The sequence below is a fragment of the Proteus vulgaris genome (assembly GCF_016239305.1).
GTDB lineage: Bacteria > Pseudomonadota > Gammaproteobacteria > Enterobacterales > Enterobacteriaceae > Proteus > Proteus vulgaris_C.
Window position 1 is genome coordinate 90,061 of the sequence record NZ_JAEHOQ010000010.1, and the last position, 24,411, is coordinate 114,471.

The 24,411-nt window shown below is 37.5% G+C and carries 23 protein-coding genes and 3 tRNA genes; 13 read left to right on the top strand and 13 right to left on the bottom strand.

Features of this window, described 5'->3' with window-relative positions; all coding sequences use genetic code 11:
- Nucleotides 1–63: 63 nt before the first annotated feature.
- Nucleotides 64–1,398 carry an amino-acid N-acetyltransferase gene (gene argA, locus JEP40_RS09350; protein ID WP_198623343.1) on the bottom strand — a complete coding sequence of 445 codons (1,335 nt, stop codon included), beginning with the start codon at nucleotides 1,396–1,398 and terminating at the stop codon, nucleotides 64–66.
- A gap of 240 nt (nucleotides 1,399–1,638) precedes the next feature.
- Here argA and amiC point away from each other — a divergent pair, with 240 nt between their 5' ends.
- The gene (gene amiC, locus JEP40_RS09355) at nucleotides 1,639–2,901 is read left to right on the top strand and encodes an N-acetylmuramoyl-L-alanine amidase AmiC (RefSeq protein ID WP_198623344.1); all 1,263 of its coding nucleotides are present in this window, start codon (nucleotides 1,639–1,641) and stop codon (nucleotides 2,899–2,901) included.
- 210 nt (nucleotides 2,902–3,111) lie between these two features.
- Here amiC and JEP40_RS09360 read toward each other — a convergent pair.
- From JEP40_RS09360 to JEP40_RS09370, 3 genes are all read right to left on the bottom strand, one after another.
- Nucleotides 3,112–3,188: transfer RNA gene (locus JEP40_RS09360), tRNA-Met, on the bottom strand.
- 22 nt (nucleotides 3,189–3,210) lie between these two features.
- Nucleotides 3,211–3,287: transfer RNA gene (locus tag JEP40_RS09365), tRNA-Met, on the bottom strand.
- A gap of 30 nt (nucleotides 3,288–3,317) precedes the next feature.
- Nucleotides 3,318–3,394 (bottom strand) — tRNA-Met (locus JEP40_RS09370).
- Between the two features lie 351 nt (nucleotides 3,395–3,745).
- Here JEP40_RS09370 and mltA point away from each other — a divergent pair.
- The gene (mltA, locus tag JEP40_RS09375; RefSeq protein WP_198623345.1) at nucleotides 3,746–4,840 is read left to right on the top strand and encodes a murein transglycosylase A; all 1,095 of its coding nucleotides are present in this window, start codon (nucleotides 3,746–3,748) and stop codon (nucleotides 4,838–4,840) included.
- A gap of 109 nt (nucleotides 4,841–4,949) precedes the next feature.
- Complete coding sequence (gene tcdA, locus JEP40_RS09380) at nucleotides 4,950–5,768, top strand: tRNA cyclic N6-threonylcarbamoyladenosine(37) synthase TcdA (RefSeq protein WP_198623379.1); 819 nt, start codon at nucleotides 4,950–4,952, stop codon at nucleotides 5,766–5,768.
- A gap of 132 nt (nucleotides 5,769–5,900) precedes the next feature.
- Here tcdA and csdE read toward each other — a convergent pair whose 3' ends face one another.
- On the bottom strand, nucleotides 5,901–6,350 hold the full coding sequence (gene csdE / locus JEP40_RS09385; protein ID WP_198623346.1) for a cysteine desulfurase sulfur acceptor subunit CsdE: 450 nt from the start codon (nucleotides 6,348–6,350) through the stop codon (nucleotides 5,901–5,903).
- A gap of 5 nt (nucleotides 6,351–6,355) precedes the next feature.
- Entirely contained in the window at nucleotides 6,356–7,567 is a 1,212-nt protein-coding gene (gene csdA / locus JEP40_RS09390; RefSeq protein ID WP_198623347.1) for a cysteine desulfurase CsdA, read from the bottom strand.
- Nucleotides 7,568–8,228: 661 nt separating this feature from the next.
- Here csdA and JEP40_RS09395 point away from each other — a divergent pair.
- From JEP40_RS09395 to rlmM, 3 genes are read left to right on the top strand one after another with little or no spacing between them, the layout of a single operon-like run.
- Nucleotides 8,229–9,149 (top strand): transcriptional regulator GcvA, encoded by a 921-nt coding sequence (locus JEP40_RS09395; protein WP_072070027.1) that lies wholly within the window; start codon nucleotides 8,229–8,231, stop codon nucleotides 9,147–9,149.
- A 45-nt stretch (nucleotides 9,150–9,194) separates the two neighbouring features.
- Nucleotides 9,195–9,590: a DUF423 domain-containing protein gene (locus JEP40_RS09400; RefSeq protein ID WP_109409076.1), complete on the top strand. Its 396-nt coding sequence runs from the start codon at nucleotides 9,195–9,197 to the stop codon at nucleotides 9,588–9,590.
- Nucleotides 9,583–10,680: a 23S rRNA (cytidine(2498)-2'-O)-methyltransferase RlmM gene (rlmM, locus tag JEP40_RS09405; RefSeq protein WP_198623348.1), complete on the top strand. Its 1,098-nt coding sequence runs from the start codon at nucleotides 9,583–9,585 to the stop codon at nucleotides 10,678–10,680. The genes JEP40_RS09400 and rlmM overlap by 8 nt, the downstream gene beginning before the upstream one ends.
- Nucleotides 10,681–10,811: 131 nt before the next feature.
- Here rlmM and xni read toward each other — a convergent pair whose 3' ends face one another.
- The 3 genes from xni to queF form a co-directional block, all read right to left on the bottom strand.
- Nucleotides 10,812–11,564 (bottom strand): flap endonuclease Xni, encoded by a 753-nt coding sequence (xni, locus tag JEP40_RS09410; RefSeq protein WP_198623380.1) that lies wholly within the window; start codon nucleotides 11,562–11,564, stop codon nucleotides 10,812–10,814.
- A gap of 6 nt (nucleotides 11,565–11,570) precedes the next feature.
- Complete coding sequence (ppnN, locus tag JEP40_RS09415) at nucleotides 11,571–12,938, bottom strand: nucleotide 5'-monophosphate nucleosidase PpnN (protein ID WP_088494686.1); 1,368 nt, start codon at nucleotides 12,936–12,938, stop codon at nucleotides 11,571–11,573.
- 91 nt (nucleotides 12,939–13,029) lie between these two features.
- On the bottom strand, nucleotides 13,030–13,875 hold the full coding sequence (queF, locus tag JEP40_RS09420; protein ID WP_198623349.1) for an NADPH-dependent 7-cyano-7-deazaguanine reductase QueF: 846 nt from the start codon (nucleotides 13,873–13,875) through the stop codon (nucleotides 13,030–13,032).
- Nucleotides 13,876–14,031: 156 nt separating this feature from the next.
- Between queF and syd the strand changes: the two genes are divergently transcribed.
- From syd to JEP40_RS09455, 7 genes are all read left to right on the top strand, one after another.
- The gene (syd, locus tag JEP40_RS09425) at nucleotides 14,032–14,583 is read left to right on the top strand and encodes a SecY-interacting protein (RefSeq protein ID WP_198623350.1); all 552 of its coding nucleotides are present in this window, start codon (nucleotides 14,032–14,034) and stop codon (nucleotides 14,581–14,583) included.
- A gap of 465 nt (nucleotides 14,584–15,048) precedes the next feature.
- Nucleotides 15,049–15,372 carry a YqcC family protein gene (locus tag JEP40_RS09430; RefSeq protein ID WP_198623351.1) on the top strand — a complete coding sequence of 108 codons (324 nt, stop codon included), beginning with the start codon at nucleotides 15,049–15,051 and terminating at the stop codon, nucleotides 15,370–15,372.
- A gap of 8 nt (nucleotides 15,373–15,380) precedes the next feature.
- Nucleotides 15,381–16,145 carry a tRNA pseudouridine(65) synthase TruC gene (gene truC / locus JEP40_RS09435; protein WP_198623352.1) on the top strand — a complete coding sequence of 255 codons (765 nt, stop codon included), beginning with the start codon at nucleotides 15,381–15,383 and terminating at the stop codon, nucleotides 16,143–16,145.
- A gap of 302 nt (nucleotides 16,146–16,447) precedes the next feature.
- Nucleotides 16,448–17,899, top strand: coding sequence for a PTS glucose transporter subunit IIBC (ptsG, locus tag JEP40_RS09440; RefSeq protein ID WP_198623353.1), 1,452 nt, complete (start codon nucleotides 16,448–16,450; stop codon nucleotides 17,897–17,899).
- 123 nt (nucleotides 17,900–18,022) lie between these two features.
- Nucleotides 18,023–18,202 (top strand): hypothetical protein, encoded by a 180-nt coding sequence (locus JEP40_RS09445; protein WP_198623354.1) that lies wholly within the window; start codon nucleotides 18,023–18,025, stop codon nucleotides 18,200–18,202.
- Nucleotides 18,203–18,406: 204 nt separating this feature from the next.
- On the top strand, nucleotides 18,407–18,682 hold the full coding sequence (locus JEP40_RS09450) for a hypothetical protein (protein ID WP_198623355.1): 276 nt from the start codon (nucleotides 18,407–18,409) through the stop codon (nucleotides 18,680–18,682).
- Between the two features lie 65 nt (nucleotides 18,683–18,747).
- Nucleotides 18,748–19,191: a flavodoxin gene (locus JEP40_RS09455; protein WP_198623356.1), complete on the top strand. Its 444-nt coding sequence runs from the start codon at nucleotides 18,748–18,750 to the stop codon at nucleotides 19,189–19,191.
- A 162-nt stretch (nucleotides 19,192–19,353) separates the two neighbouring features.
- On the opposite strand, the gene JEP40_RS09460 is transcribed toward JEP40_RS09455, so the two are convergent.
- The 4 genes from JEP40_RS09460 to map all read right to left on the bottom strand — a co-directional run bounded on the left by JEP40_RS09460 (nucleotide 19,354) and on the right by map (nucleotide 24,267).
- Nucleotides 19,354–19,740: a DUF3461 family protein gene (locus JEP40_RS09460; protein ID WP_198623357.1), complete on the bottom strand. Its 387-nt coding sequence runs from the start codon at nucleotides 19,738–19,740 to the stop codon at nucleotides 19,354–19,356.
- A 70-nt stretch (nucleotides 19,741–19,810) separates the two neighbouring features.
- Entirely contained in the window at nucleotides 19,811–20,635 is an 825-nt protein-coding gene (gene dapD / locus JEP40_RS09465; RefSeq protein ID WP_198623358.1) for a 2,3,4,5-tetrahydropyridine-2,6-dicarboxylate N-succinyltransferase, read from the bottom strand.
- Nucleotides 20,636–20,669: 34 nt separating this feature from the next.
- On the bottom strand, nucleotides 20,670–23,315 hold the full coding sequence (gene glnD / locus JEP40_RS09470) for a bifunctional uridylyltransferase/uridylyl-removing protein GlnD (RefSeq protein WP_198623381.1): 2,646 nt from the start codon (nucleotides 23,313–23,315) through the stop codon (nucleotides 20,670–20,672).
- Nucleotides 23,316–23,469: 154 nt separating this feature from the next.
- Entirely contained in the window at nucleotides 23,470–24,267 is a 798-nt protein-coding gene (gene map / locus JEP40_RS09475) for a type I methionyl aminopeptidase (RefSeq protein WP_198623359.1), read from the bottom strand.
- Between the last annotated feature and the right edge of the window lie 144 nt (nucleotides 24,268–24,411).

A 24,411-nucleotide genomic window follows, 5' to 3' on the forward strand; every position in this document is an offset into this window, starting at 1 on the left:
TAAGACAAAAACAATAAAAGACAGGCATTGAGAGGGATACCTGTCTTTTTTTATACTTGATAATTACTCTTTATGTAAATCTAAAATCAAAATTTTGGAGCGACGCTGATAGTTGTAGAGCGCCTGTTTTTCAATGGGTAATTTATCAATTTCAGCAGGTTCAAATCCTTTTTCTTGAAACCAGTGAATACTTCGCGTTGTTAAAACAAATAATTTTTCTAATCCTAATTGCTTGGCATGAGCAGAAATACGTTGTAGTAATACCTCGCCACGACAAGAGCTACGATAATCAGGATGGACAGCAACACAAGCCATTTCCCCAATTTTTTCTGATTGATAAGGGTAAAGTGCGGCACAGGCAATAGTCATATTATCGCGTTCAATAATGGTGAATTGATCTATCTCTATCTCTAATTGTTCTCTTGAACGTCTGACTAAAATACCCTGTTGCTCTAATGGACGAATAAGCTCGAGTATGCCACCAATATCATTGATATTAGCTCTGCGAACTTTTTCTGCACTTTCCATCACGATTTGAGTTCCTATGCCATCGCGAGAGAATAGCTCTTGAATAAGCGCACCATCCGATTGATAACTTAATAGGTGACTGCGTTCCACACCTCGACGACAGGCTTTAACGGCACCTCGCAAAAATCTGACTGTACCTGAGTGGTAATCGCCTTCGGTTTGTAGCTCTTGGATTTTATCTTCGGCTTGATTAGGCAGTAATTCAGAGACAATGTGTCCATCTTCATCGACAACACCTTGAAAAGAGCAAAAACCAATAATTTTTTGCGCTTTAAGTTTTATAGCAAGTTGTGTTGCCACTTCTTCAGATGTGAGATTAAAGCTTTCACCAGTAACAGACACCGCAACTGGTCCAATTAATACGATGGCATTACTGTCTAATTGACGGTGAATAGCTTCTTCATCAATACGACGAATTTTTCCGCTGTGACAATAATCCACGCCATCATCAACCCCCAAGGGTTGTGCAATGACAAAGTTGCCACTAACAACATTAATATGTGCACCTTGTAACGGTGTATTACTTAAACTCATTGATAAACGTGCTGTAATGTCGAGTTGTAATGTACCCGCAGCTTGTTTAACAATTTCTAAGGTTTTACTATCAGTAATACGAGTGTATTTATGATAAATTGGCGAGACTTTTTGTACTTCAAGCGCCATATCAATTTGTGGTCTTGCGCCATAAACAACCACTAAACGGATACCTAAACTGTGTAGTAATCCTATATCGTTAATGATAGATGGAAAATTTTCATGTGCGATAGCTTCGCCACCCAACATAATGACAAACGTTTTGCCTCTATGTGCATTAATATACGGAACCGAGTGGCGGAATCCATCGACCAATTCGGTGCTACGCTCTTTCATAAAACCCTCTCAAGTGAATTTTTATTCGAATTTAATGTATTTTTATTCTTTTTGATGAGGAATGGCAAGTAAAATCCTATCTTATTGTTTTGCATGAGGGCAGAATATTCGTGTAAATATGAGTAATTGTGCTGTTTTTAAGTGACAGTGAAGTGTGGATTGGGTAAAGTTTTTCGTTCTTAACTTTTTTTATCTCTTTTTAGAGTTTATTGACGTTAATCGTTTTTTTGGAATATTTTCATGAGTCATTCTGAGCACAATCAAACTCGTCGTCGTCTTATTAAAGGAATTGGCGCGTTATTATTGTTAAGTGTTAGTCCTGTCGGCTTTGCAGCGACAGCATCTATTGTTGCTGTCAGGGTTTGGCCTGCCTCGACTTATACTCGCGTGACTATAGAATCAAAAACACCACTGAAATATCGTCAGTTTGCATTATCAAACCCAGAACGTATTGTGGTGGATTTAGAAGGTATTCAGCTTAATAGCGTATTAAAGGGTATGGCTAATCAAGTTCAGACTAGCGATCCTTATTTAAAATTAATCCGTGTTGGTCAAAATACTCCCAAAACAGTGCGATTAGTTTTTGAAGTAAAAACACCAGTACAACCACAAATGTTTACTCTAAAACCAGTTGCGGAATTTAAAAACCGTTTGGTGTTAGATTTCTACCCAAGCCACGGTGCAAATGCTGAAGATGATCCACTCTTAGCACTGTTACGTGAATACAATGATGGTGATTTACAACAAGCGGTGCCTGCGCAAACAGACACTCGCAAACCGGGTAGAGCTGGGCGAGATAGACCTATCATTATTATGATCGATCCTGGACATGGTGGGGAAGATCCTGGCGCCATTGGAAAATATAAAACGCGTGAAAAAGATGTGGTATTACAGATTGCACGTCGCTTAAGAACGTTAATCGATAAAGACGCCAAAATGAAAGCGTATATGACACGTAATGAAGATGTGTTTATTCCATTAACGGTGCGTGTTGCTAAAGCACGAAAAATGCAAGCTGACTTGTTTGTCTCTATTCATGCGGATGCATTTACGAATCGTTCTGCTAGAGGTTCATCTGTTTTTGCGTTATCAAAAACAGGAGCGACCAGTAATACTGCTCGCTATCTTGCACAAACACAAAATGAGTCTGACTTAATTGGTGGTGTGAGCAAAAGTGGTGACCGTTATGTTGATCATGCGATGCTTGATCTTGTACAAACGGCGACTATCAATGACAGTCTGAAATTTGGTAGTGAAGTGCTTAAGTTGCTGGGGGGAATTAATAAACTACATAAGAATAAAGTCGATCAGGCAGGGTTTGCGGTATTAAAAGCCCCTGAGATCCCCTCTATTTTAGTAGAGACCGCCTTTATCAGTAATATCGAAGAAGAGAAGAAACTGAAAACGGCAAAATTCCAGCAACAAATTGCAGGATCTATTTTCAAAGGTATCAAAGCCTATTTTGCTAATGGTGGTGAATTAACTTTAGCTGATCGTAGCTAGTTTTTTCCTTTACCCTTTATCCTTTATATTCCAGTAGAAAGCATATATCGCTTTCTATTGGGGTTTCTTATTATCTTTCAATAAAATAATCTTATTTAACGTAATGTTTTTATTACAAAAGAAGATAACTAGTAGAATAAATATATAGGCAATAATATTGAATTAATTTAGGAAGAGAATAAAAAAGAGGAAAATATCTTGAAGAAAAATTGGTTGCGGGAGCTGGATTTGAACCAACGACCTTCGGGTTATGAGCCCGACGAGCTACCATGCTGCTCCATCCCGCGACTGAATTGTTGTTTATAGAATTGGTTGCGGGAGCTGGATTTGAACCAACGACCTTCGGGTTATGAGCCCGACGAGCTACCATGCTGCTCCATCCCGCGACTGATACTATAACTTACTACTTTGTGAATTGGTTGCGGGGGCCAGATTTGAACTGACGACCTTCGGGTTATGAGCCCGACGAGCTACCAAGCTGCTCCACCCCGCGTCTCCACAGAGGGGCACTATACTCAGGATCTGCTGAGTTGCAAGTTTTTTATGAAGTTTTTATCATTTTCTTTTAAAAACGGTCAGAAATAATACATGAGGATGCAATTTTAGGCAGTTATACTCGTTATGCTTAAAGTTGTGAGAGCTGATTATGCTCAGTCGAGTCACATAGTTTATCGATATTCCCTCAGTCTATCCTCACTTGCTGTGACTTAATGTTTAAAAGTCATATTGATTAGAGGATAATAGAAAACCTTAACTATCGGTATATCCATATCTTTATTGATTTGGCTTTGGTATCTTTTAGTTCAAAATCAACACTCAAATTTAGTCATTAAGCGGGCAAAAAATGGTTACTTGGCGAAAATCGTTAATTTTAGGCATGTTAGCGCTTGCCTTGACAGGATGTCACCGTCCAACAGAGCAAGGTCAGCAATATAAAGATGGAAAGCTTAAACAGGACTTGATCGAAGTCAGTTCGCCAAATACACAGGGTACACCGATTAATGGCCCAGATTATCTGCAACAAGTTAATCAGATAAATCAAACATCATCTCGTTTGTATAATAGTAACAAAGAGACTTATCAAGCAGTTGAAAACTGGTTACGTTCAGGGGCAGATACTCGCCAATTACGCCAATTTAATCTTTCTGCATTTCAAATGGAAGGTGTTGATAAATATGGTAATGTTCAATTTACTGGTTATTATACACCAGTCCTTGAAGCTCGTTTAACACAACAAGGTGAATTCCGATATCCTCTTTATAAAATGCCCGCAAATAGCCGCTCGAAACTCCCTTCACGTGCCGCTATCTATAATGGTGCATTAAGCCAATCTTTAATTGCAGCTTACAGTAATTCCATTATGGATAACTTTATGATGGAAGTTCAGGGAAGTGGTTACGTTGATTTTGGTGATGGAAAACCACTTACATTCTTTGGTTATGCAGGAAAAAATGGGCATGCTTATCGGAGCATTGGTAAAGTGCTAATCGATAATGGCGAAGTAGAAAGAAAAGATATGTCGATGCTTGCTATTAGAGAGTGGGCTGATAAGCATAGCGATATTGAAGTGAGAAAATTATTAGAAGAAAATCCTTCATTTGTTTTTTTTAAACCAGAACCCTTTACACCAGTAAGAGGTGCTAGTGCTATCCCATTAATTGCACTTGCGTCAGTGGCTTCTGATAGAAGTATTATCCCTGCGGGAACTGTATTATTGGCTGAAATTCCTGTGCTTGATAATTCAGGTAAGTTTACAGGTGAATATCAAATGCGTTTGATGGTTGCATTAGATGTAGGTGGTGCAATTAAAGGGCATCATTTCGATATTTATCATGGGATTGGTAAAGATGCGGGTCATATGGCAGGCTTTTATAACCATTATGGGCGTGTTTGGGTATTAAAAAAATCACAACTTAACTTGCTAAATCCTTCGTCATAAAACGATTTACTATTCATCAGATTATTATTAACGGTAAAATCAAGTAAACGACATGGCTATTGATATCAATAGCCATAATTATTTCTGTTATTTAGGTTGTTATCGCATTATGCAAAATTCATTATCAGATTCATATTTACAACGCTTTTCTGGAATAGGACGACTTTATGGGCAAAATGCGTTGTCTTATTTTTCTCAGGCCCATATTTGTGTCGTGGGTATAGGTGGGGTAGGCAGTTGGGCTGCAGAAGCACTAGCACGCAGTGGCATTGGTGCTATCACCTTAATCGATATGGATGATGTTTGCGTAACTAATACGAATAGGCAAATACACGCATTAAAAGAAAATGTCGGTCAGCCTAAATGTGACGTTATGAAACAGCGTATTTTGGAAATCAATCCAGAATGTAATGTCACTAGTATTGATGATTTTGTCACGGTTGATAATGTCGCTGAGATGATGAATAACAATTTTGATTATGTGATTGATGCGATTGATAGTGTTAGACCAAAAGCTGCGTTATTAGCATATTGTCGCCGTTATAAAATTCCCGTGATCACAACTGGAGGAGCGGGTGGACAAATTGATCCAACCCAAATTCAAGTGGTTGATTTAGCCAAAACAATTCAAGATCCGCTAGCCGCGAAATTAAGAGAACGCTTAAAATCTGATTTTAATGTTGTAAAAAACAGCAAAGGTAAGCTAGGCATAGACTGTGTTTTTTCGACTGAGCAACTAGTTTACCCACAGGGGGATGGTACAGTTTGCGCAGCGAAAAGCACCGCTGACGGTGTAAAGCGAATGGATTGTTCAGCAGGATTTGGTGCGGTAACGATGGTAACAGCTTCTTTTGGCTTTATTGCGGTGTCTCATGCGTTGAAGAAGATGTTAGCGAAAGCTCAACGTACTCGTCATACTTCAAGTTGACTGTGTTCATTCGCACTAGTCACATACTGATGTATGCTCCTAGTGACTCATTCACTTGTCGCCTAGCTACACCTCGAATTATTTAGAGTATATATTTGTATTATATATTGAGATTTTGAGCCTAAGTTAAGTCTAAGATTGAGAAGTGAGTGATTTTAATCGTGCGATAATTGCATTCACTCCATCAGTACGGGATTGGCTAATTTGATTAGCCAATCCTAATTGATCGAAAATCGCTAATATATCGATATCCGCTATTTCTTGTGCCGTTTTATTTTCAACTACCGTTAAGATAATAGTGAGTAAGCCTTTTACAATCCGTCCATCACTATCACCATAAACGTGATATTTACCATTACTATTTAATTCAACGCCTAACCAAACTCGATTCTCACAACCTTTGATCTCTTTTTCTGTTGTTTTTAATTCATCAGGTAATGTGGGCAATTTTCGTGAAAGTTGAATTAATTGACGATATTTATCTTCCCATGCTTTTGATTTTTGAAAATCATTAAGCAATACCTCTAAGGTAATTTCATGACCAAAAGGGTGTTGGGTGGTGAGATGATGTGTTTTGTTCATTATGATTATTCGTCTTTTAAGAGTGTTAAAGCAAAATTAATGGCATTAATAAAAGCATCAATATCAGCACGTTGATTATAAGGCATAAAAGAAATGCGTAAACAGCCTGAAATATTTAATGAATCAATAAGAGGTTGTGCACAATGTTGCCCTGTACGTAATGCTATGCCTTTCTCTGCGATTAATGTTGCTAAATCACTATGATGGATGCCCGCAAAATTAAAAGAGATGACGGATGAATTAGGGGCGCGATAGCTGATAAATCCATCTAACTCACTTAGGCGTCTTTCAGCTTCATCAGCAAGCTCTAATGTATATTGGTTAGCCTGATACAAATCTTGTGCTTCTAACCATGCTAATGTCGCTGAGAAAGCGATAACACCTGCGACATTAGGTGTTCCGGCTTCAAAACAGTGAGGAATAGGTGCGGGTGTAAAACCGTCAAAGGTTGCATTTGTTAGCATTTTCCCCCCACCATGCCAAGGTGCCATCTCGTCTAAAAGCTCACGTTTACCATAACAAATACCTAATCCATTAGGGCCATAAAGCTTGTGTGCGGAAAAAACATAAAAATCGATATCAAGAGCGCTCACATCTGTTGAGTGGTGTGCGATGCCTTGCGCACCATCAACCACTAATAAACAGTTATCATATTGATGTACACATTGAGACACTTTATCTAAGGCGATTTGCGCGCCGGTGATATTCGACATTTGGCTAATTGCCACAACACGAGTTCGCTCACAGATCAAATGATTTAGGTTATCAATTGAAGGTAAAAAATCATCTTCAATAGGCCAACGAATAATTTTTGCCCCTGTCTGCTTGGCTAACATTAACCAAGGAATAAGATTGGCATGATGTTCTTGTTCACTCACTATTATTTCATCACCCGCTTGTAAGCGTGGGCGAAAATAGCCTTGAGCAATTAAGTTGAGTGATTCAGTGGTGCCTTTTGTCCAAATAATTGTGTCATCATCGGCACTATTAATTAATTTGGCAACTTGCTGACGAGTCGCTTCAAACTGTTGTGTGGTTTCTTTGGCATGTTGATATTGGCTACGATGAACCGTTGCAAAGTTATGGCGATAAAAATTATCTGAGGCTTCTATCATGGCTAGAGGCTTTAATGCTGTAGCTGCGCTATCAAGATAAACAGTGTTTGTTGCAAGAGCCGGAAATTGTTGTCGAAATAATTCAGGGGAAAATACGTTCATAATTATGCTGTGTTGGTAGATGAATAACGTTTCGTGATTTGTAGTAAAAATAGGGCGTGTAGATTATACGGTTAATTATATTTATTTATAATGAAAAACTAAGAATATCCGTCAATAGCATGATGGTGCGCCCATAATAACACGATAAAGATGGCGAAAGTTCACTCAATAAAAAATTACAGATAGTAGATTTATCATGTGTTTTTTCTTTAAATTAATCATTTTAAAAAGAATATGATGCATTTTTCAGAACAATGATAATAAATTTATTGTAAAGAAAAGATGAAAACATCAAAAGTGAGTGTATTGGGGATAAAAAATTAGATAAAAATAGGGAATAAAAAAAGCACCGCCTTGGCGGTGCACTATAAAATCACTATGGACAGACAGGGTAAATGTACAGGAAGTGAAAAAAAACAGTAGCATCAGCTACTAAGTCTGGAATTTCCAGACAACTTGCAAACACAACATCACAACCACAAAGCCAAAAGTTTTGCAGTATTACTACTACACAACTTTTCGTTCCGGCTTAGGAAGTGCGCTTACTATAGGTATTTACTGGCTAATCATCAAGGGACAAATTATAATGCTTCGCATAAAAAAAACTAATGATAAAAGTTAGGGTCTACTAATAGCCAAAATAGGGGTTTAAGAGCCGAATATGTCTAAACGTTTACCACCATTAAATGCGCTTAGGGTTTTTGATTCAGCGGCACGTCATTTAAGTTTTACTAAAGCTGCGGAAGAATTATTTGTGACGCAAGCAGCAGTGAGCCATCAAATTAAAACACTAGAAGAATTCCTTGGGCTAAAATTATTTAGAAGACGTAATCGCTCGCTTTTATTGACCGAAGAAGGGCAAAGCTATTATCTCGATATTAAGGAAATTTTTTCATCAATTAACGAGGCAACTCGTAAATTATTAGCGAGAAGCGCGAAAGGCGCACTGACTGTTAGCCTTTCTCCAAGTTTTGCGATCCAATGGCTAGTACCTAGATTATCTGGATTTAATCAAGCTTATCCGGGGATTGATGTACGAATTCAGGCTGTTGATAGAGAAGAAGATAAGCTTGCTGATGACGTTGATGTGGCAATTTTTTATGGTCGAGGGAACTGGACAGGGCTACGGACAGACCGCCTTTATGCAGAATATTTAATTCCTGTTTGTGCGCCATCTTTACTTACAGGTGAAAAACCACTAAAAACCTCATCCGATCTGATTTATCATACGCTACTACATGATACATCTCGTCGAGATTGGCAAGCTTATGTTCGCCAATTAGAGATACAAAATCAGATCAATGTGCAGCAAGGCCCCATTTTTAGCCATAGTTCAATGGTGATCCAGGCCGCTGTACATGGGCAAGGTGTTGCATTAGTTAATAATGTCATGGCACGTAGTGAAATAGAGTCAGGTCGGCTAGTTCGACCTTTTCCAGATGTCCTTGTCAGTAAAAATGCATTTTATTTAGTTTGCCAAGATAGTCAGGCTGAATTGGGTAAAATCGCGGCTTTTCGCCAATGGATTTTATCACAAGCAGCGAACGAACAAGAAAAGCTGGGTTTACTGACATCATCTTAATATTATGATTGGCAAAATATCTTCTAAATTAGGAAGGAATAAACAGTGAATAGTCGTACATTGCTTATGTTTTCCGCGATTAGTGGCTTTTTTTATGTCGCTTTTGGTGCATTTGCAACGCATAAGCTAGCACCTCATTTATCGCCACAACATTGGGAATACATCCAATTAGCGATGCGCTACCAGATTGTACATACCTTGATACTTGTCGGGATCGCAGCAATATTAATGCGAAAAACCATCTTATGGTTTTATTGGGCTGGTATTTTCTTTAGTGTTGGTATTCTACTTTTCAGTGGTAGCCTTTATTGTATGGCGCTAACACAAGTTAGATTGTTATCTTATTTTACGCCAATTGGTGGATTTAGTTTTCTTATTGGTTGGACTTTAATTTTTATTGGCGCTTTGCGTCTAAGGGCACCGGCGTCTCGCCATGAATAAAGTTGCATTATATTGTCGCCAAGGTTTTGAAAAAGAGTGCGCGGCTGAGATTACGGATAAAGCAGGCCAAATCGGCGTTTATGGCTTTCCTCGTGTTAAAGAGGGAAGTGGCTATGTGATTTTTGAATGCTACCAAGAAGGTGAAGCAGATAAGATCGCGCGTGAAGTAAATTTTCGTGAATTAATTTTTGCTCGTCAGATGTTTGTGACAGGTGAATTACTTAAAGATTTACCGCCAGAAGATAGAATTACACCTATTGTTGGAATGCTAAAAGGCGCTGTTGAAAAAGCGGGTGAACTGCGAGTTGAAGTTGCTGATACTAACGAAAGTAAAGAGTTATTAAAATTTTGCCGTAAATTTACGGTGCCATTACGTAATCATTTACGTAATGAAAAAATTTTGCTGAAAGTAGAGAATTTTAGCCGTCCTATTATCCATGTGTTTTTCATTGCGTCTGGATGTTGTTATGTTGGCTATTCTTATAGTTTCAATAATTCCGCATTCTATATGGGTATTCCTCGATTAAAATTTCCATCAGATGCACCAAGTCGCTCTACACTGAAACTTGAAGAAGCATTTCATATTTTCATTCCTTATGAAGAATGGGAAGAGCGTTTAGCAAGCGGAATGAAAGCCGTTGATTTAGGAGCTTGTCCCGGTGGTTGGACTTATCAATTAGTGAAACGCAGTATGATGGTACATGCAGTCGATAATGGTCCAATGGCACAATCTTTAATGGATACAGGGCAAGTTCGTCATCACCAAGTTGATGGCTTTAAATTCGAACCTACCTCTAAAAATATCACATGGCTTGTCTGTGATATGGTTGAAAAACCAGCTAAAGTCGCTGCATTAATGACAACATGGGTTGCTAATGAATGGTGCCGTGAGGCAATTTTTAACTTAAAATTACCAATGAAAAAGCGTTATGAGGAAGTTTCTCATATTCTTGAAAAAATAAAGACAGAATTAGCTGAAAAAGGGATTAACGTTAAAATCCAAGCAAAACATCTTTATCATGATAGAGAAGAAATAACTGTTCATATTCAAAATATTTGGGCCGCATATCGGCCGGATCGCGAATTTTAAATATGATAAGAACTCATCAATGTATCATTGATGACAATAAAAAAGCTAAGCTTTTATTTATAGGCTTAGCTTTTTTACTTTATATAATTATATTAGAACTATCAGCAGGTTGAGTCTTAATTATTTGGATTTTAGCTAGTTAAACGTAATTGTTGTAGATTGCCGTTTAATTGAATATCAGTGCGTAATGTTGTGATTTTCCGACTAATAAAAGCAGACTCTTTATGAGTAATAAGCTTGTTCTGCCATTTTGTAGGGATGTCATCAATATGCTGATAAAGCGACTCTAGGTCAGGATGAATTTGTAAAAGCTCTGTAGCACTTTTAGGGCCAATACCAGGAACTCCTGCAACTTTACTGCTACTGACTCCCGTTAATCCCCAATAATCAGTAAGCTGAGATGGTTCGACACCAAATTCTGCTCTGATAAATTCTAAATCTAACCAGCGTCGTTGAAAATAATCTCGAATACGAATAGAGGGTGAAAGTAACTGACAATACCCTTTATCGGTTGAAATAATGGTGACATGGAAACCGGCATTTGCCACTTTTGTTGCTAGTGTTGCGGCAACGTCATCTGCTTCATCTCCACCGGAATGCCAGCTTTGTATTCCTAAATTGAGTAACATTGCTTTAATTTCCGGCAATTGTTGTCGCAACTCATCAGGCATTGGTGTCCGTCCAGCTTTATAATCAGGGAGGAGTTGATGTCGCCAACTACCGTCTCTGTCATCTTCATCAAAGACCGCTACGGCATGAGTAGGTTGTGTGTGACCAAGCAATTGGTTGACACTCTGTTCACACACAGTTAGGCAAGAAGAACCTGACGCCGCATGAATGCGACGGATCAGGTTTAAAGCATCAATAATCAGCAAATGTATCATCATAAATTAGCTGATAATCTCATAACATGGTTGGTAAGCTGTACCGCCCGGAAGTTTCATTCGATGTTGCTCAACAAAACCCGCCAATAAAATATCCATGCGACGCATAATTTCACGATCACCATGAATTTTATAAGGGCCGTAAGCTTCAATTGCTTTCATACCCACTTCTTTTACGTTACCCGCCACAATACCAGAGAATGCACGACGTAAGTCAGCCGCTAATTTCTCAGGTGATTGATCGGTGCTTAAGTTAAGTGATGCCATATTTTCATGTGTTGGTTCAAAAGGATGCTGTAAATCAGCATTGATCTTCATTGACCAGTTAAAGCTATAAGCATCCCCTGTGCTACGACGATTATCTTTTACCAAAGGCATATATTTTTTCATAATGCGAGCCACTTCAGGTGCATCATCAATAATGATTTGGTAATGGCGTCGAGCCTCGTCACCTAATGTATTTGCGATAAAATCGTCGAGTACATTAAAGTAATCAGCACTCTCTTTCGGACCAGTTAAAATCAGTGGTAATACTTGATCTTGGTTTTCTGGTGACATAAGAATACCAAGTAGATACAGTAATTCTTCAGCAGTCCCCACACCACCAGGAAAAATAATAATACCATGTCCAATACGAACAAAAGATTCCAGACGTTTTTCAATATCTGGCATGATAATGAGTTCGTTAACTAATGGATTTGGTGGCTCAGCCGCAATGATAGAAGGTTCTGTCATACCAATGAAACGGCTATTTTTATAACGTTGTTGAGCATGGCCAACCGCGGCACCTTTCATTGGTGCTTCCATTGCTCCTGGACCACAACCTGTACAAATATTAAGTTCTCGTAGCCCTAATTCGTTACCTACTTTTCGGCCATAAAGGTACTCAGTTTCATTGATAGAGTGGCCTCCCCAGCACACAATCATATTAGGATCTTCATCAATGTGAAGGGCTCTAGCATTGCGCAAAATAGAGAAAATAGTGTTAGTAATGTGAGTGCTATTTTCTAAATTAAGGTGCAGATCACGTTTGGCTGTTGTGATTTGCCCATGAACAAACAAAATGTCACGAAGTACAGCAAATAAGTTAGCTTGCAGTGAACGAATAATTTTTCCGTCAACAAAGGCGTCTTCAGGAGGATTGACTAATTCTAATTTCACGCCACGTTCACGGCGCAGTACGTTAATATCAAAATCTTGGTATTTAGATAACAGTTCTTTACTACTATCAGTAAGGCTACCAGAGTTGAGGACAGCAAGAGAACAATTGCGAAACAGTTGGTAAAGATCACTGCTTGCGGTTCTTTTTAGCATATCAACTTCTAGCTGTGAAAGCAGATCCATGGAACCTAATGGGCTGACATGAGTTATCACGTAGGACTCCTTTTTCTCCTGAAATAACAAACTGAAGTGCAACTGATCTTGGTATAACACAGATCATATTAACATACAGGCATTATTCCTGTTATTGTCTGGCTAATCGACTGATTTTTGGAACAAACTCACAATTACTACGCCAAGGATTGATATCTAATCCACCACGTCGTGTATATCTTGCGTAAACAGTTAATGTTTCCGGCGCACAAAATTGCATGATATCGTGAAAAATTCGCTCAACACATTGTTCATGAAATTCATTATGTTGCCTAAATGAGACTAAATAGCGCAACAATTTTTCACGATCAATTTTTTTGCCTTTATATTGGATAGCAACAGATCCCCAATCTGGTTGATTGGTAATAAGGCAGTTTGATTTTAACAGATGACTGACTAGAGTTTCTTCAACTTGTGTATCAGTTGTCGATCCGTTTAACCATTGTGTATCAAACTGATAATTATCGATTTCAATGTCTTGTTCATCAATACACTCTCCAGCAAAATCAACAATAGGTTGTGATGTAAAATGCGAAAGTGGGTAAATAGTTAGATTCACTTTACCTTTAGCACAAGAGGTTAAATCCTTAAGTAAGGTTTTTTCAACCATATCCCAGTTTTCAAAGCGGGTTTGATTAAAACTATTGAGATATAGTTTAAAGCTTTTAGATTCAATGAGGTTTTCAGTCGTTGCATCTAATTCAACATGACCAATCGCAACTTGCGGTAACCCTTTGCTATTAAGCCAAGAGAGTTCATACATAGTCCAAATATCACCACCATGAAAAGGTAATTTTTCAGCAGTTAAAGAAAGTGAATCTCGGTTTAGGCTACGAGGAACGCCTTGTAATAATTCGGCATCATAGTGATCATGATATTGAGTCTTTTTGCCTAAAGATAATGTTTCAAGAGATTTATCACCTTGATATAAAGACATAATTTACATCCTAACTTTAACTGAAAATAAAAGAAGGCTAATTATACTATTGAAACATCAATAGTATATGAATGCTTTATTTTTGATGCTCTGAATTAACAACATAATCAGGTAACATAAAGGCTAATTTTTATTTAATAGATAAAGCTGATAACCATGATTGAAAACATTTCCTCTGAATTAAAAGCCTTCACACAAAAATATGTTGAGTTATGGCAAGAAAAATCAGGTTTACCTCCTGCGAGTGAAGATCTCTATGGCGTTCCTTCCGTTTGTATATCAAGAACAGGCGATGAAGTCGTTTATTGGCTACCTCAACCTTTTGTGGGAACGGATAAACTAGAAAAAGTTGAAAAAGCGATGGGGATCATTATTCGTCCTGAATTGCACAATTACTTTACCACCCAGTATGCGGGGGATATGCAAGTCCGCTTTAGAGATACACACTTGAGCTTAATCCAAGTTTGGAGCGAAGAAGATTTTATCCGCTTACAAGAAAATATTATTGGGCATTTGGTGACACAAAAGCGACTGAAATTAACGCCAACTTTATTTATTGGCACAACAGATTCAGAAAACGACATAATTTCTGTATGTAATGTTTCAGGTGAAGTCATTCTTGAAACTTTTGGTCAAAAGAAAAGAGAAGTTCTAGCGGAAAATTTATCTGTTTTTTTATCAGAATTAGTCGTGGTGTATAGTGAGTGATGTAGTCCTAAAACTATTCTCTGTGTGAGATATATCTTACAAAAAAAGAGCCTGTTTTTTTAGATATTGTACTCTTGTATAAGAGTGAATTTGATTTATTTAAGTAGAGCAATAACTTAATAACCCATTGTTTTTATTTATAGTTATTTCTATTTAATTGCCTTTGTTTTGTGGGTTGTTTAACTAATCATTTATTGGCATTCTACGTTCACCAACTAAAGGACTGCTTGGTGGCCGATATAATGTTAAGTAATCAAGGGCACAGGAAATAGGATATTTCCATTAATGTGGATACAGACTTAATCACAGGGATAGATAAAACGGTCTTGCTTGGATGCATGTGTTGTACAGACAGCTATTTTTCTTGTCTAAAAGGAGTTTCGGCTCCTTTTATTTTTTTATTTGTTTTCTGCTATTCCATCCCAATGTTATCCTTATTCGTAAGTTTTATATAAGGAACACATGATGACACCAGAACAACGCATTTTAGCGAAATTGCTCTTAATCGAAGAAGAGATGAAGAACATTGAACTATGGCAATTAGGAGCACCAACTGAGCAAGCGTTTGAAAGCACTGAACCTTTTTGTATTGATACAATGAGTGCTCACGAATGGTTACAATGGGTATTGATTCCGCGGTTGTCATCAATGATTAAAAACGAGATACCATTACCTAATTCATTTGCAATCACACCTTATTACGAAGAAGCATTCAAAGATGATGAGAGTCGCGACTTTACTGATTTACTCAATCATTTGCGTGAACTTGACGCAATATTTAAATCATAAGGCCGACAATGCTAGATATTATTTATCAAGATGAATATCTTGTTGCGGTGAATAAACCTGCTGGTTGGCTTGTTCACCGTAGTTGGCTTGATAGACATGAAACCGTGTTTGTGATGCAAACACTGAGAGATCAAATAGGGCAACACGTTTTTCCTGTACACCGCTTAGATAGACCTACATCTGGCGTTCTATTAATGGCGCTATCTTCTGATGTTGCTAGAGCTCTTTCTCAATCTTTTGAGCAACATAAAACAGAAAAAATTTACCATGCTGTTGTCAGAGGATATGTTGAAGAAGCGTTAGTGATTGATAGCCCTTTAGTGGAGGAGTTAGATAAAATTGCAGACAAATTTGCAACTCAACCACCACAAATTCAAGAATGTGTAACACATTGTCAGCCATTAGCAACCGTTGAAAAAGAGGTTGCGATTGGGCGCTATCCTACATCTCGATTTAGTTTATTAGAATTGCGTCCTGAAACCGGTCGTAAGCATCAATTACGTCGCCATATGTCTCACATTCGCCACCCAATTATTGGCGATACTGCTCATGGGGATTTACGTCAAAACCGTGGTGTTGTAAATCATTTTCAATCTCATCGCTTGATGTTACATGCAAGCCATCTAAACTTAATTCATCCAATCACATTGCAACCGCTTAATTTAGTGGCGAAATGGGATCTCCCTTGGCAACACCTTATTAATCAATTTGGTTGGCGTGGATTAAGACCTGAATTAGAGCAGTATGGTGAAGATTTAGCTCACCACTTTTAATTCCTTTCTTACTCTGAATATTAATTTCGATATGTGACTATCAAGGCTTTTTTACTTAAGTCTTGATGGTTTGCGCAAATTTATAGTCTCTATTAACTATTTGTAAAATATATAATTCTACAATTCGATCTGATTACATGTATTGAAACGTGACAGCTATCATGTATTCACTAAGCGATTTATTTTATGATGTAAAATAAATAAGGCTTATTATTAGATAAGTTTATGAAATAAAGCCCACGCTACTTTAAACAAATAAAAAACTTACAACATATAAAACCCACATTCCGGGAGTCTGCTTGATGTTTAAAAACCTATTTGTTGTTTTACAAAAAATCGGAAAGTCCTTAATGTTACCGGTATCTGTACTACCTATTGCCGGTATTTTATTAGGGGTTGGTTCCGCAGATCTTTCATGGATCCCTTATTCTGTTTCTCAAGTTATGGCAGAAGCGGGTGGTTCAGTTTTCTCTAACATGCCACTTATTTTTGCCATTGGTGTTGCGTTAGGTTTTACCAATAATGACGGGGTATCAGCACTAGCTTCTGTAGTAGCTTACGGCATTATGTCTAAAACCATGATAGTGGTTGCCCCTTGGGTTTTAGGACTTTCGCCAGCTGAAATTGAGGCTCAGCATCTTACTGATACTGGTGTGTTAGGGGGGATTATTGCAGGTATTATTGCTGCCTCCATGTTTAACCGCTTCTATCGCATCAAATTACCTGAGTATTTAGGATTCTTTGCGGGTAAGCGTTTTGTTCCTATTATTTCGGGCTTAATTGCTATTTTTGTTGGGATTATCTTAGCTTTTATTTGGCCTCCTATCGGTACAGCTATCCAACGTTTTTCTGAATGGGCTGCTTATCAAAACCCTGCTGTTGCTTTTGGTATTTACGGTGTTGTGGAGCGTGGATTAGTGCCATTTGGTTTACACCACATCTGGAATGTACCGTTCCAAATGCAAGTGGGTGAATATGTAAATAGTGCTGGACAAGTATTCCATGGTGATATTCCTCGCTATATGGCTGGTGACCCAACAGCGGGTATGTTATCAGGTGGTTTTTTATTTAAGATGTTTGGATTACCTGCAGCGGCCATTGCTATTTGGCATTCAGCACGCCCTGAGAATCGTGTAAAAGTGGGTGGTATCATGATTTCTGCGGCATTAACTGCCTTCTTAACAGGGATCACTGAGCCTATTGAGTTCTCATTTATGTTCGTTGCTCCAATCCTTTATGTTATTCATGCTATTTTGGCTGGTTTAGCATTTGTCATTTGTATCTTGTTAGGTATGCGTGATGGTACAAGTTTCTCTCATGGTTTGATCGACTTTATCGTATTAAGTGGTAATAGCAGCAAGCTATATCTGTTCCCTATTATTGGCATACTCTATGCGATAACTTACTACTCTATTTTCCGTTTTTTAATTGTGAAACTAAACCTGAAAACACCAGGTCGAGAAGTTGAAGATAAAAACGCAAAACAAGCGGATAAAAGCGCGATGGGACAATCTTTAGTTGCTGCTTTTGGTGGTCAAGACAATATCAGTAGTTTAGATGCATGTATCACACGCTTACGCATTGGCGTGAAAGAGATTGATAAGGTTGATCGTGATGAATTGAAAAGATTGGGCGCTGCTGGTGTAGTCGTTGTCGGCTCTGGTATTCAAGCAATTTTTGGTCCTAAGTCAGATAATCTAAAAACTGAAATGGATGAATATATTCGGTCTTTGAACACGACTGAACAAGAATAAATTATTTTTGATTGAATTATAAAAACACTCTTATGTGTAGACATGGAGTGTTTTTTTTATTGAAATAATATAGATGATAATTATGTAATTCTCTTAGATATTAAACTGAATCTAGGAGGAAGTATGAAATCAACATTATCAATAGTAAATAATACAAATAAAAATTTCGTACTCTTACTAGAAGATAGCAAAAAGGTCTATTTTGAAGAAAAAGCTCTATTTTCATTTATAAAATATAAAAGTGAAGAACTGAAAATATTCAATAAAGTTAATAACTTTATATTTTCAAAATTTAATTATTAGTGATATTGATGAAAAGAAAAAAAAGAATAGCCATGTTCAAAGAACATAATTTTAATATTATTTATGAGGGAGATATAAACTCTTTACAATAAATAAGGATGACGTTGATTTAAAAAAGTACTTTTTGATAAAATAAGAGAGGTTTCTTCTCAATTGTACCTTTATTATGGATCACTAGAAAATCCTAAGGGACTCTTCTTTAGAATGTATAACTATTTGTTCCTTAATAAGTATCAAGAAAAACAAAAGAAAAGTAATAATGCCTTTAATAAATTAAATATTTTATATAAAAATTTGTTCTATTTGTTGCAATCTAAAGATTTTAAAAATAATTCACTACCTAAGTGGGCTTGTAAATTAGTGGCTAAAACAATAAATGGATCTATACCTATGAATGATGTTTTTTGGCGATTATCTAAAGAGCGAACAGAATGGAATAAAATTTATAAAGAATTTACTCTTGAGGAAGAAGAGGCATAATTTGTATATTGATAACGGTAGTATGTGGCTTTCTATACTTATTGATAGATGAAATAGAGGATATTATGGCTAAAATCGGCATTTTTGTTGGTACAGTTTATGGAAATGCATTAGCGGTTGCTGAAGAAGCTCAACGTATTTTACTTGAGCATAAACACCAAGCTAATATTTATGAAGACGGTACTCTTGCGGATTGGGAAAAATATTCGACTGTATTAGTGATAACATCGAGCACAGGGCAAGGGGATTTACCTGATACTATCGCACCTTTATTTCATGAACTGCATGATAATTTGGGGTATCAGCCACACTTAAGTTACGGCTTAATTGCTTTAGGTGACAGTAGCTATGACCATTTTTGTGGTGCTGGTATGCAATTTGAAGCGCTATTACAAGAACATCAAGCAAAGCGCATTGGAGAGATATTAAAAATAGACGGTATGGATGTCGCAGAACCAGAAGTATTTGCAATAGATTGGATAGAGGATTGGGTTAGTCAATTAGGTTAAATGAGAAAATAATTTGATAAATCTAATTAGTTAATACAGAAATGAGTAAAGTGTTATATTTTTAAATACCGCTTATTTCCATTTTATCAGTAAATAAGCGGTATTTTATGTAAAACTAACGTCTTAAATCGACTAAAATTGATTAGTCTTTGTGTTATATTATTAACGGCGGGTCAGTTTTTCTAAATCTGCTTCAATTTCAGCAATTTTATTTGCGACAACATGCTCAAGATGGCGTAAATCGTCCAGAATTTTATGTTTTAAATCGACTTCTACTTGGTCTTGTTGGCAAATTTTATCTAATTCTTCAATAACATAACGTAAGTTAGTATTGATTTCATTTACTTCTTTAAAACCTTGCCCTGATTGACCATCAGCAATCGTTTTACGTTGACGCGGATATTTAAATTTTACGCTTTTTGCAAAGAATTCACCTTTGTCTTTGCGAAAATAGATTTTTAAAATATCGTTGTTAGCTTCTTGGCGTAGGGTATAGCGGTCAATATCTTCAGGATGCGGGATCCCTAAATTTTTTAAATTATCGTACATATATTGGCACCTGATAGAAAAATGAGTGAAAGAATAGCGAACAGAATTAATTCTATCCGCTGTTCTTATATTAGTCGATAGTTCTTAACAATTCATTAATACCAACTTTCCCACGTGTTTTAGCATCCACTTTTTTCACGATCACAGCACAGTACAGGCTATAACTTCCATCTTTAGACGGTAAATTACCTGAAACAACGACAGAGCCAGCGGGTACTCGGCCATAATGTACTTCGCCCGTCTCTCTGTCATAAATCTTGGTACTTTGGCCAATATAAACGCCCATTGAAATAACCGCGCCTTCTTCAACAATAACGCCTTCAACAATTTCAGAACGTGCGCCAATAAAGCAGTTATCTTCAATAATGGTTGGGTTTGCTTGTAATGGCTCTAAGACACCGCCAATTCCTACACCGCCAGAGAGATGAACATTTTTACCTATTTGAGCACATGAACCTACTGTTGCCCATGTATCAACCATACTACCTTCATCGACATAAGCACCGATATTAACGTAAGAAGGCATTAAAACAGTATTTCGAGCAATATAAGCACCTTGCCTAACGGCTGCTGGAGGGACAACACGAAAACCTTCTTTTTCAAAACGAGCTTGGTCATAATTAGCAAATTTCATAGGTACTTTGTCAAAATAGCGACTTTCACTACCGTCTATCACTTGATTGTGATTAATACGAAAAGAGAGTAGAACTGCTTTTTTTAACCATTGATGAGTCACCCACTGACCGTCAACTTTTTCCGCCACTCGCAGTTTTCCGCTGTCTAGTTGTGCAATAACGTTATTAATTGCATCACGAATATGAGGCTCAACGTTGTTTGGAGTGATATCTGCGCGATGTTCAAAGGCGTTATCAATAATAGATTGTAATGCTTGCATCAATAGTATTTCCTATATGTATTGTCGTGGGTTCCTATATTTTATCCTTTGAAACGAGGGCTTTTGTCAACCTTTCTACGACTTCATTCTTCATTTTTTGGTTTAATGCCTTATTTTCGCTATCGGTTAATACGAAGAAATCCTCAACACGCTCACCTATTGTGGTGATCCTTGCGCCATGTAATGACAATGAAAGATCAGCAAAAACTTTACCAATAATCGCTAATAATCCAGGGCGATCTCGTGCAAATAATTCCATATAAGTGCGTTTATTATGATTAGACGCGATAAAGTTAATTTTTGTTGGAACATCAAAGTGGCGTAATTTCGCAGGTAGTGAGCGTGTTTTTGCATTGGTGTTATAAGGAGCAGATACAACTTGGATCAAAGCGTTGCGGATAGCATTATATCGATCAATAGCAAGAGGCTTACCATTCGGCTCTAACACAATAAAGGTATCCATAGCCATATTATCGCGATTAGTAAATATTTGTGCGTTATGGATGCTTAAATTACGTCTATCAAGCTCACCTGCAACGGAGGCAAAAAGAGAAGGTCTATCTGCGCACCAAATAAATATTTCCGTGCCACCATGTTCTGTTTGTTGGCTGATTAATACCATGGGATCAGCACTATTATGTTCAATTAAAGCAAGGGCATGCCATGCAATCTGTTCTGGTGTGTGCCGTAAAAAGTAATCAGCGTGGCAACGCCCCCAAATTGTTTGTAATTTTTCTTCATCAACATGCTTTGTGCGTAAAATAGTTAGTGCTTGCAAACGATGATGACGGATGCGTTCACGTAAATCAGGAATAGAATGCATACCTTGGCGTAATTGGGTTTCTGTAGATAGAAAAAGCTCACGTAACAAGCTCTGTTTCCAGCTATTCCATAGACTGCTGTTGGTCGCACAAATATCAGCAACAGTTAAACATAGAAGGTAGCGTAATCGACTTTCATTTTTTACTTCTGATGCAAACTGAAAAATGATGTCGGGATCTTGAATATCACGTCTTTGTGCTGTGACAGACATAAGTAAATGATGGCTAACTAACCATTCAACTAATGCTGATTCCCTCTGATTTAGGCCATGTTGTTGAGCAAAATGAACAACATCTTGAGCACCTAGCACAGAGTGATCACCATGCCGGCCTTTAGCTATATCATGAAAGAGTGCAGCTAAACGGAGCAATTCAAGTTGTGGAAGTTGTGGATAAATATCAACACAGAGCGGGTGTTTTTCATGATTTTCTGGAAAACCAAAGCTTTCGAGCTTTTGTAAAACACGGATCGTGTGTTCATCAACTGTATAGGCATGGAATAAATCAAACTGCATTTGTCCCACAATGTTATTCCATTGTGGAAAGTAAGCTGCGAGTACACTGTGTTTGTGCATAGGAACAAATGCACCAGAAACGGCATGGGGATGACGCAAGATCTGCATAAAAACTTGGCGTGCTAGTGGGTACTCACATAAAGGTTGGACTAAATGACGACGTGCATAACGTAAATGACGTAGTGTTGTAGAATAAATTCCCGTGATCTCTTTATGTTCTGCCATACGCAAAAATAGGCGCATAATGGCGATAGGATCATCAAGAAAACAGCTATCATCGATAACATCAATAAGAGTGCCTCTTAGCTGGAATTCATTATCTAATGGTCGTGGCTTTACATTGGGTTGTAAAGCAAGGATAGCTTCATCAAATAGCTGAAGCAGCATATCGTTTAACTCGCTAACACGGCGAGTAACACGATAATAATCCTTCATCATTTTTTCAACCGGCTGGTTGCCTTCTCCTTGATAATTTAAGCATTGAGCAACGTTAAGTTGTCTATCAAATAGCAGACGATTATCGTAGCGAGAAAGTACTAGGTGTAATGCAAAGCGAATTTTCCACAGAGTATATTGACATTCTAGTAGTTCTTGTCCTTCAGCGGGAGTTAAAAAGCCAAAGTTCACCATTTCAGATATAGAGGTTGCACCAAAATGTCGATGAGCAACCCAAATTAAAGTGTGAATATCGCGAAGCCCGCCAGGGCTACTTTTAATATCAGGTTCTAGGTTATAGCTGGTACTATGAAATCGTTGATGCCTTTGTTTTTGTTCTTCTATTTTGGCAGCAAAAAAATCAGGTGATGGCCAAAATCCTTGGTTGAAAATATGATTAATTAACTGTTGATAAAGTGATTGATTACCACAAACAAGGCGAGCTTCTAGTAAATTTGTCGCTACCGTTAAATCAGAGAGACCTTCTAAAAGACACTCTTCCATTGTTCTAACACTGACACCGATTTCAAGGCGTACATCCCAAAGTAAGGTAATTAATTTACTAACTTTGTCGGCTATTTCTGGTGATAAAGGTGAGTCACTTAAAAACAGGAGATCAATATCAGAAAGGGGGTGTAACTCTTGCCTACCATAACCACCAACAGCAATAATACTAAGATCAGGATAATCCGATAATTGAGTATAACGCCATAATTGTATTAAGAGTTGGTCAATGAAATGGCTACGGGCTTGAAGCAATAAAGTTACATCGACATTGTGGTGAAAAGCATCAGCTAACCAAGACTGAAATTGTTCGATAGATTGTTTTAGTTCAGTGTGATTTTGTGTGTTTTTCGTCAGCAAAAAAGGGGAAGGGGGCTGTGTTTGAAATATGTTTTTAGTGGTCATCATTCGTCTTCTTACTCAATGTTTGCCTATGGCATTAAGACTAATGTTAAAACGATAACCTGACTAGCAATTCTATTATTCCATTACAAATAAAATAAAAAAAACGACATATCTCAAAAAAATATGTCGCCTTTACACTGTAAGCTGAAGAGTGTTATTCGTTAATTAAAACCGCAGAAATAAACGGCTCTTCTTCTTTGCGCAACGTCATGATTTCACAACCGTTATCAGTAACGACTAATGTGTGTTCATACTGTGCAGACCAGCCTCTGTCTTTAGTTTTAACAGTCCAGCCATCTTTCATTGTACGAATACGGTAATCACCCGTGTTGACCATAGGTTCAATGGTGAAGGCCATCCCTTTTTGTAACACAACACCACTATCATCTGCATCATAGTGGAGAACTTGTGGCTCCTCATGGAATCCTTCGCCGATACCATGGCCGCAGTATTCACGAACAACAGAAAAATCATGGCTTTCAACAAATTTTTGAATAGCTTTACCCAGTTCACGTAAGCGAATACCCGGTTTTACCATTTTAATTGCTAAATATAGGCTTTCTTGAGTGATGCGACATAAACGCTCACCTTGAATGGTCGGTTTTCCTACGATAAACATTTTTGAAGTATCGCCATGAAAACCATCTTTAATAACAGTGACATCAATATTAACAATATCACCATCTTTAAGGATTTTTTCTTCGCTAGGAATACCGTGGCAAATAACATCGTTAACAGAAATACAGACTGATTTAGGGAAGCCATGGTAGTTCAGACAAGCAGGGATAGCCTGTTGTACATTAACAATATGTTCATGACAAATACGATCTAATTCAGCGGTATTTACGCCAGGTTTTACGAAAGGAGCGATAATTTCAAGAACTTCTGCCGCAAGACGACCCGCGACGCGCATTTTTTGAATATCTTCTTCTGTCTTGATTACAATAGCCATTTGAGTTCTTCGTCTAGATTAAAGCCACAATACGCATGACATAACACAAGTTGGTTGCTTCATATTTTGTATTGCAGGTTAAATGAATAATGATGAGAAATAATTCTGATTACCATTTATGATATCAGCAGAAAGTAGGCATGC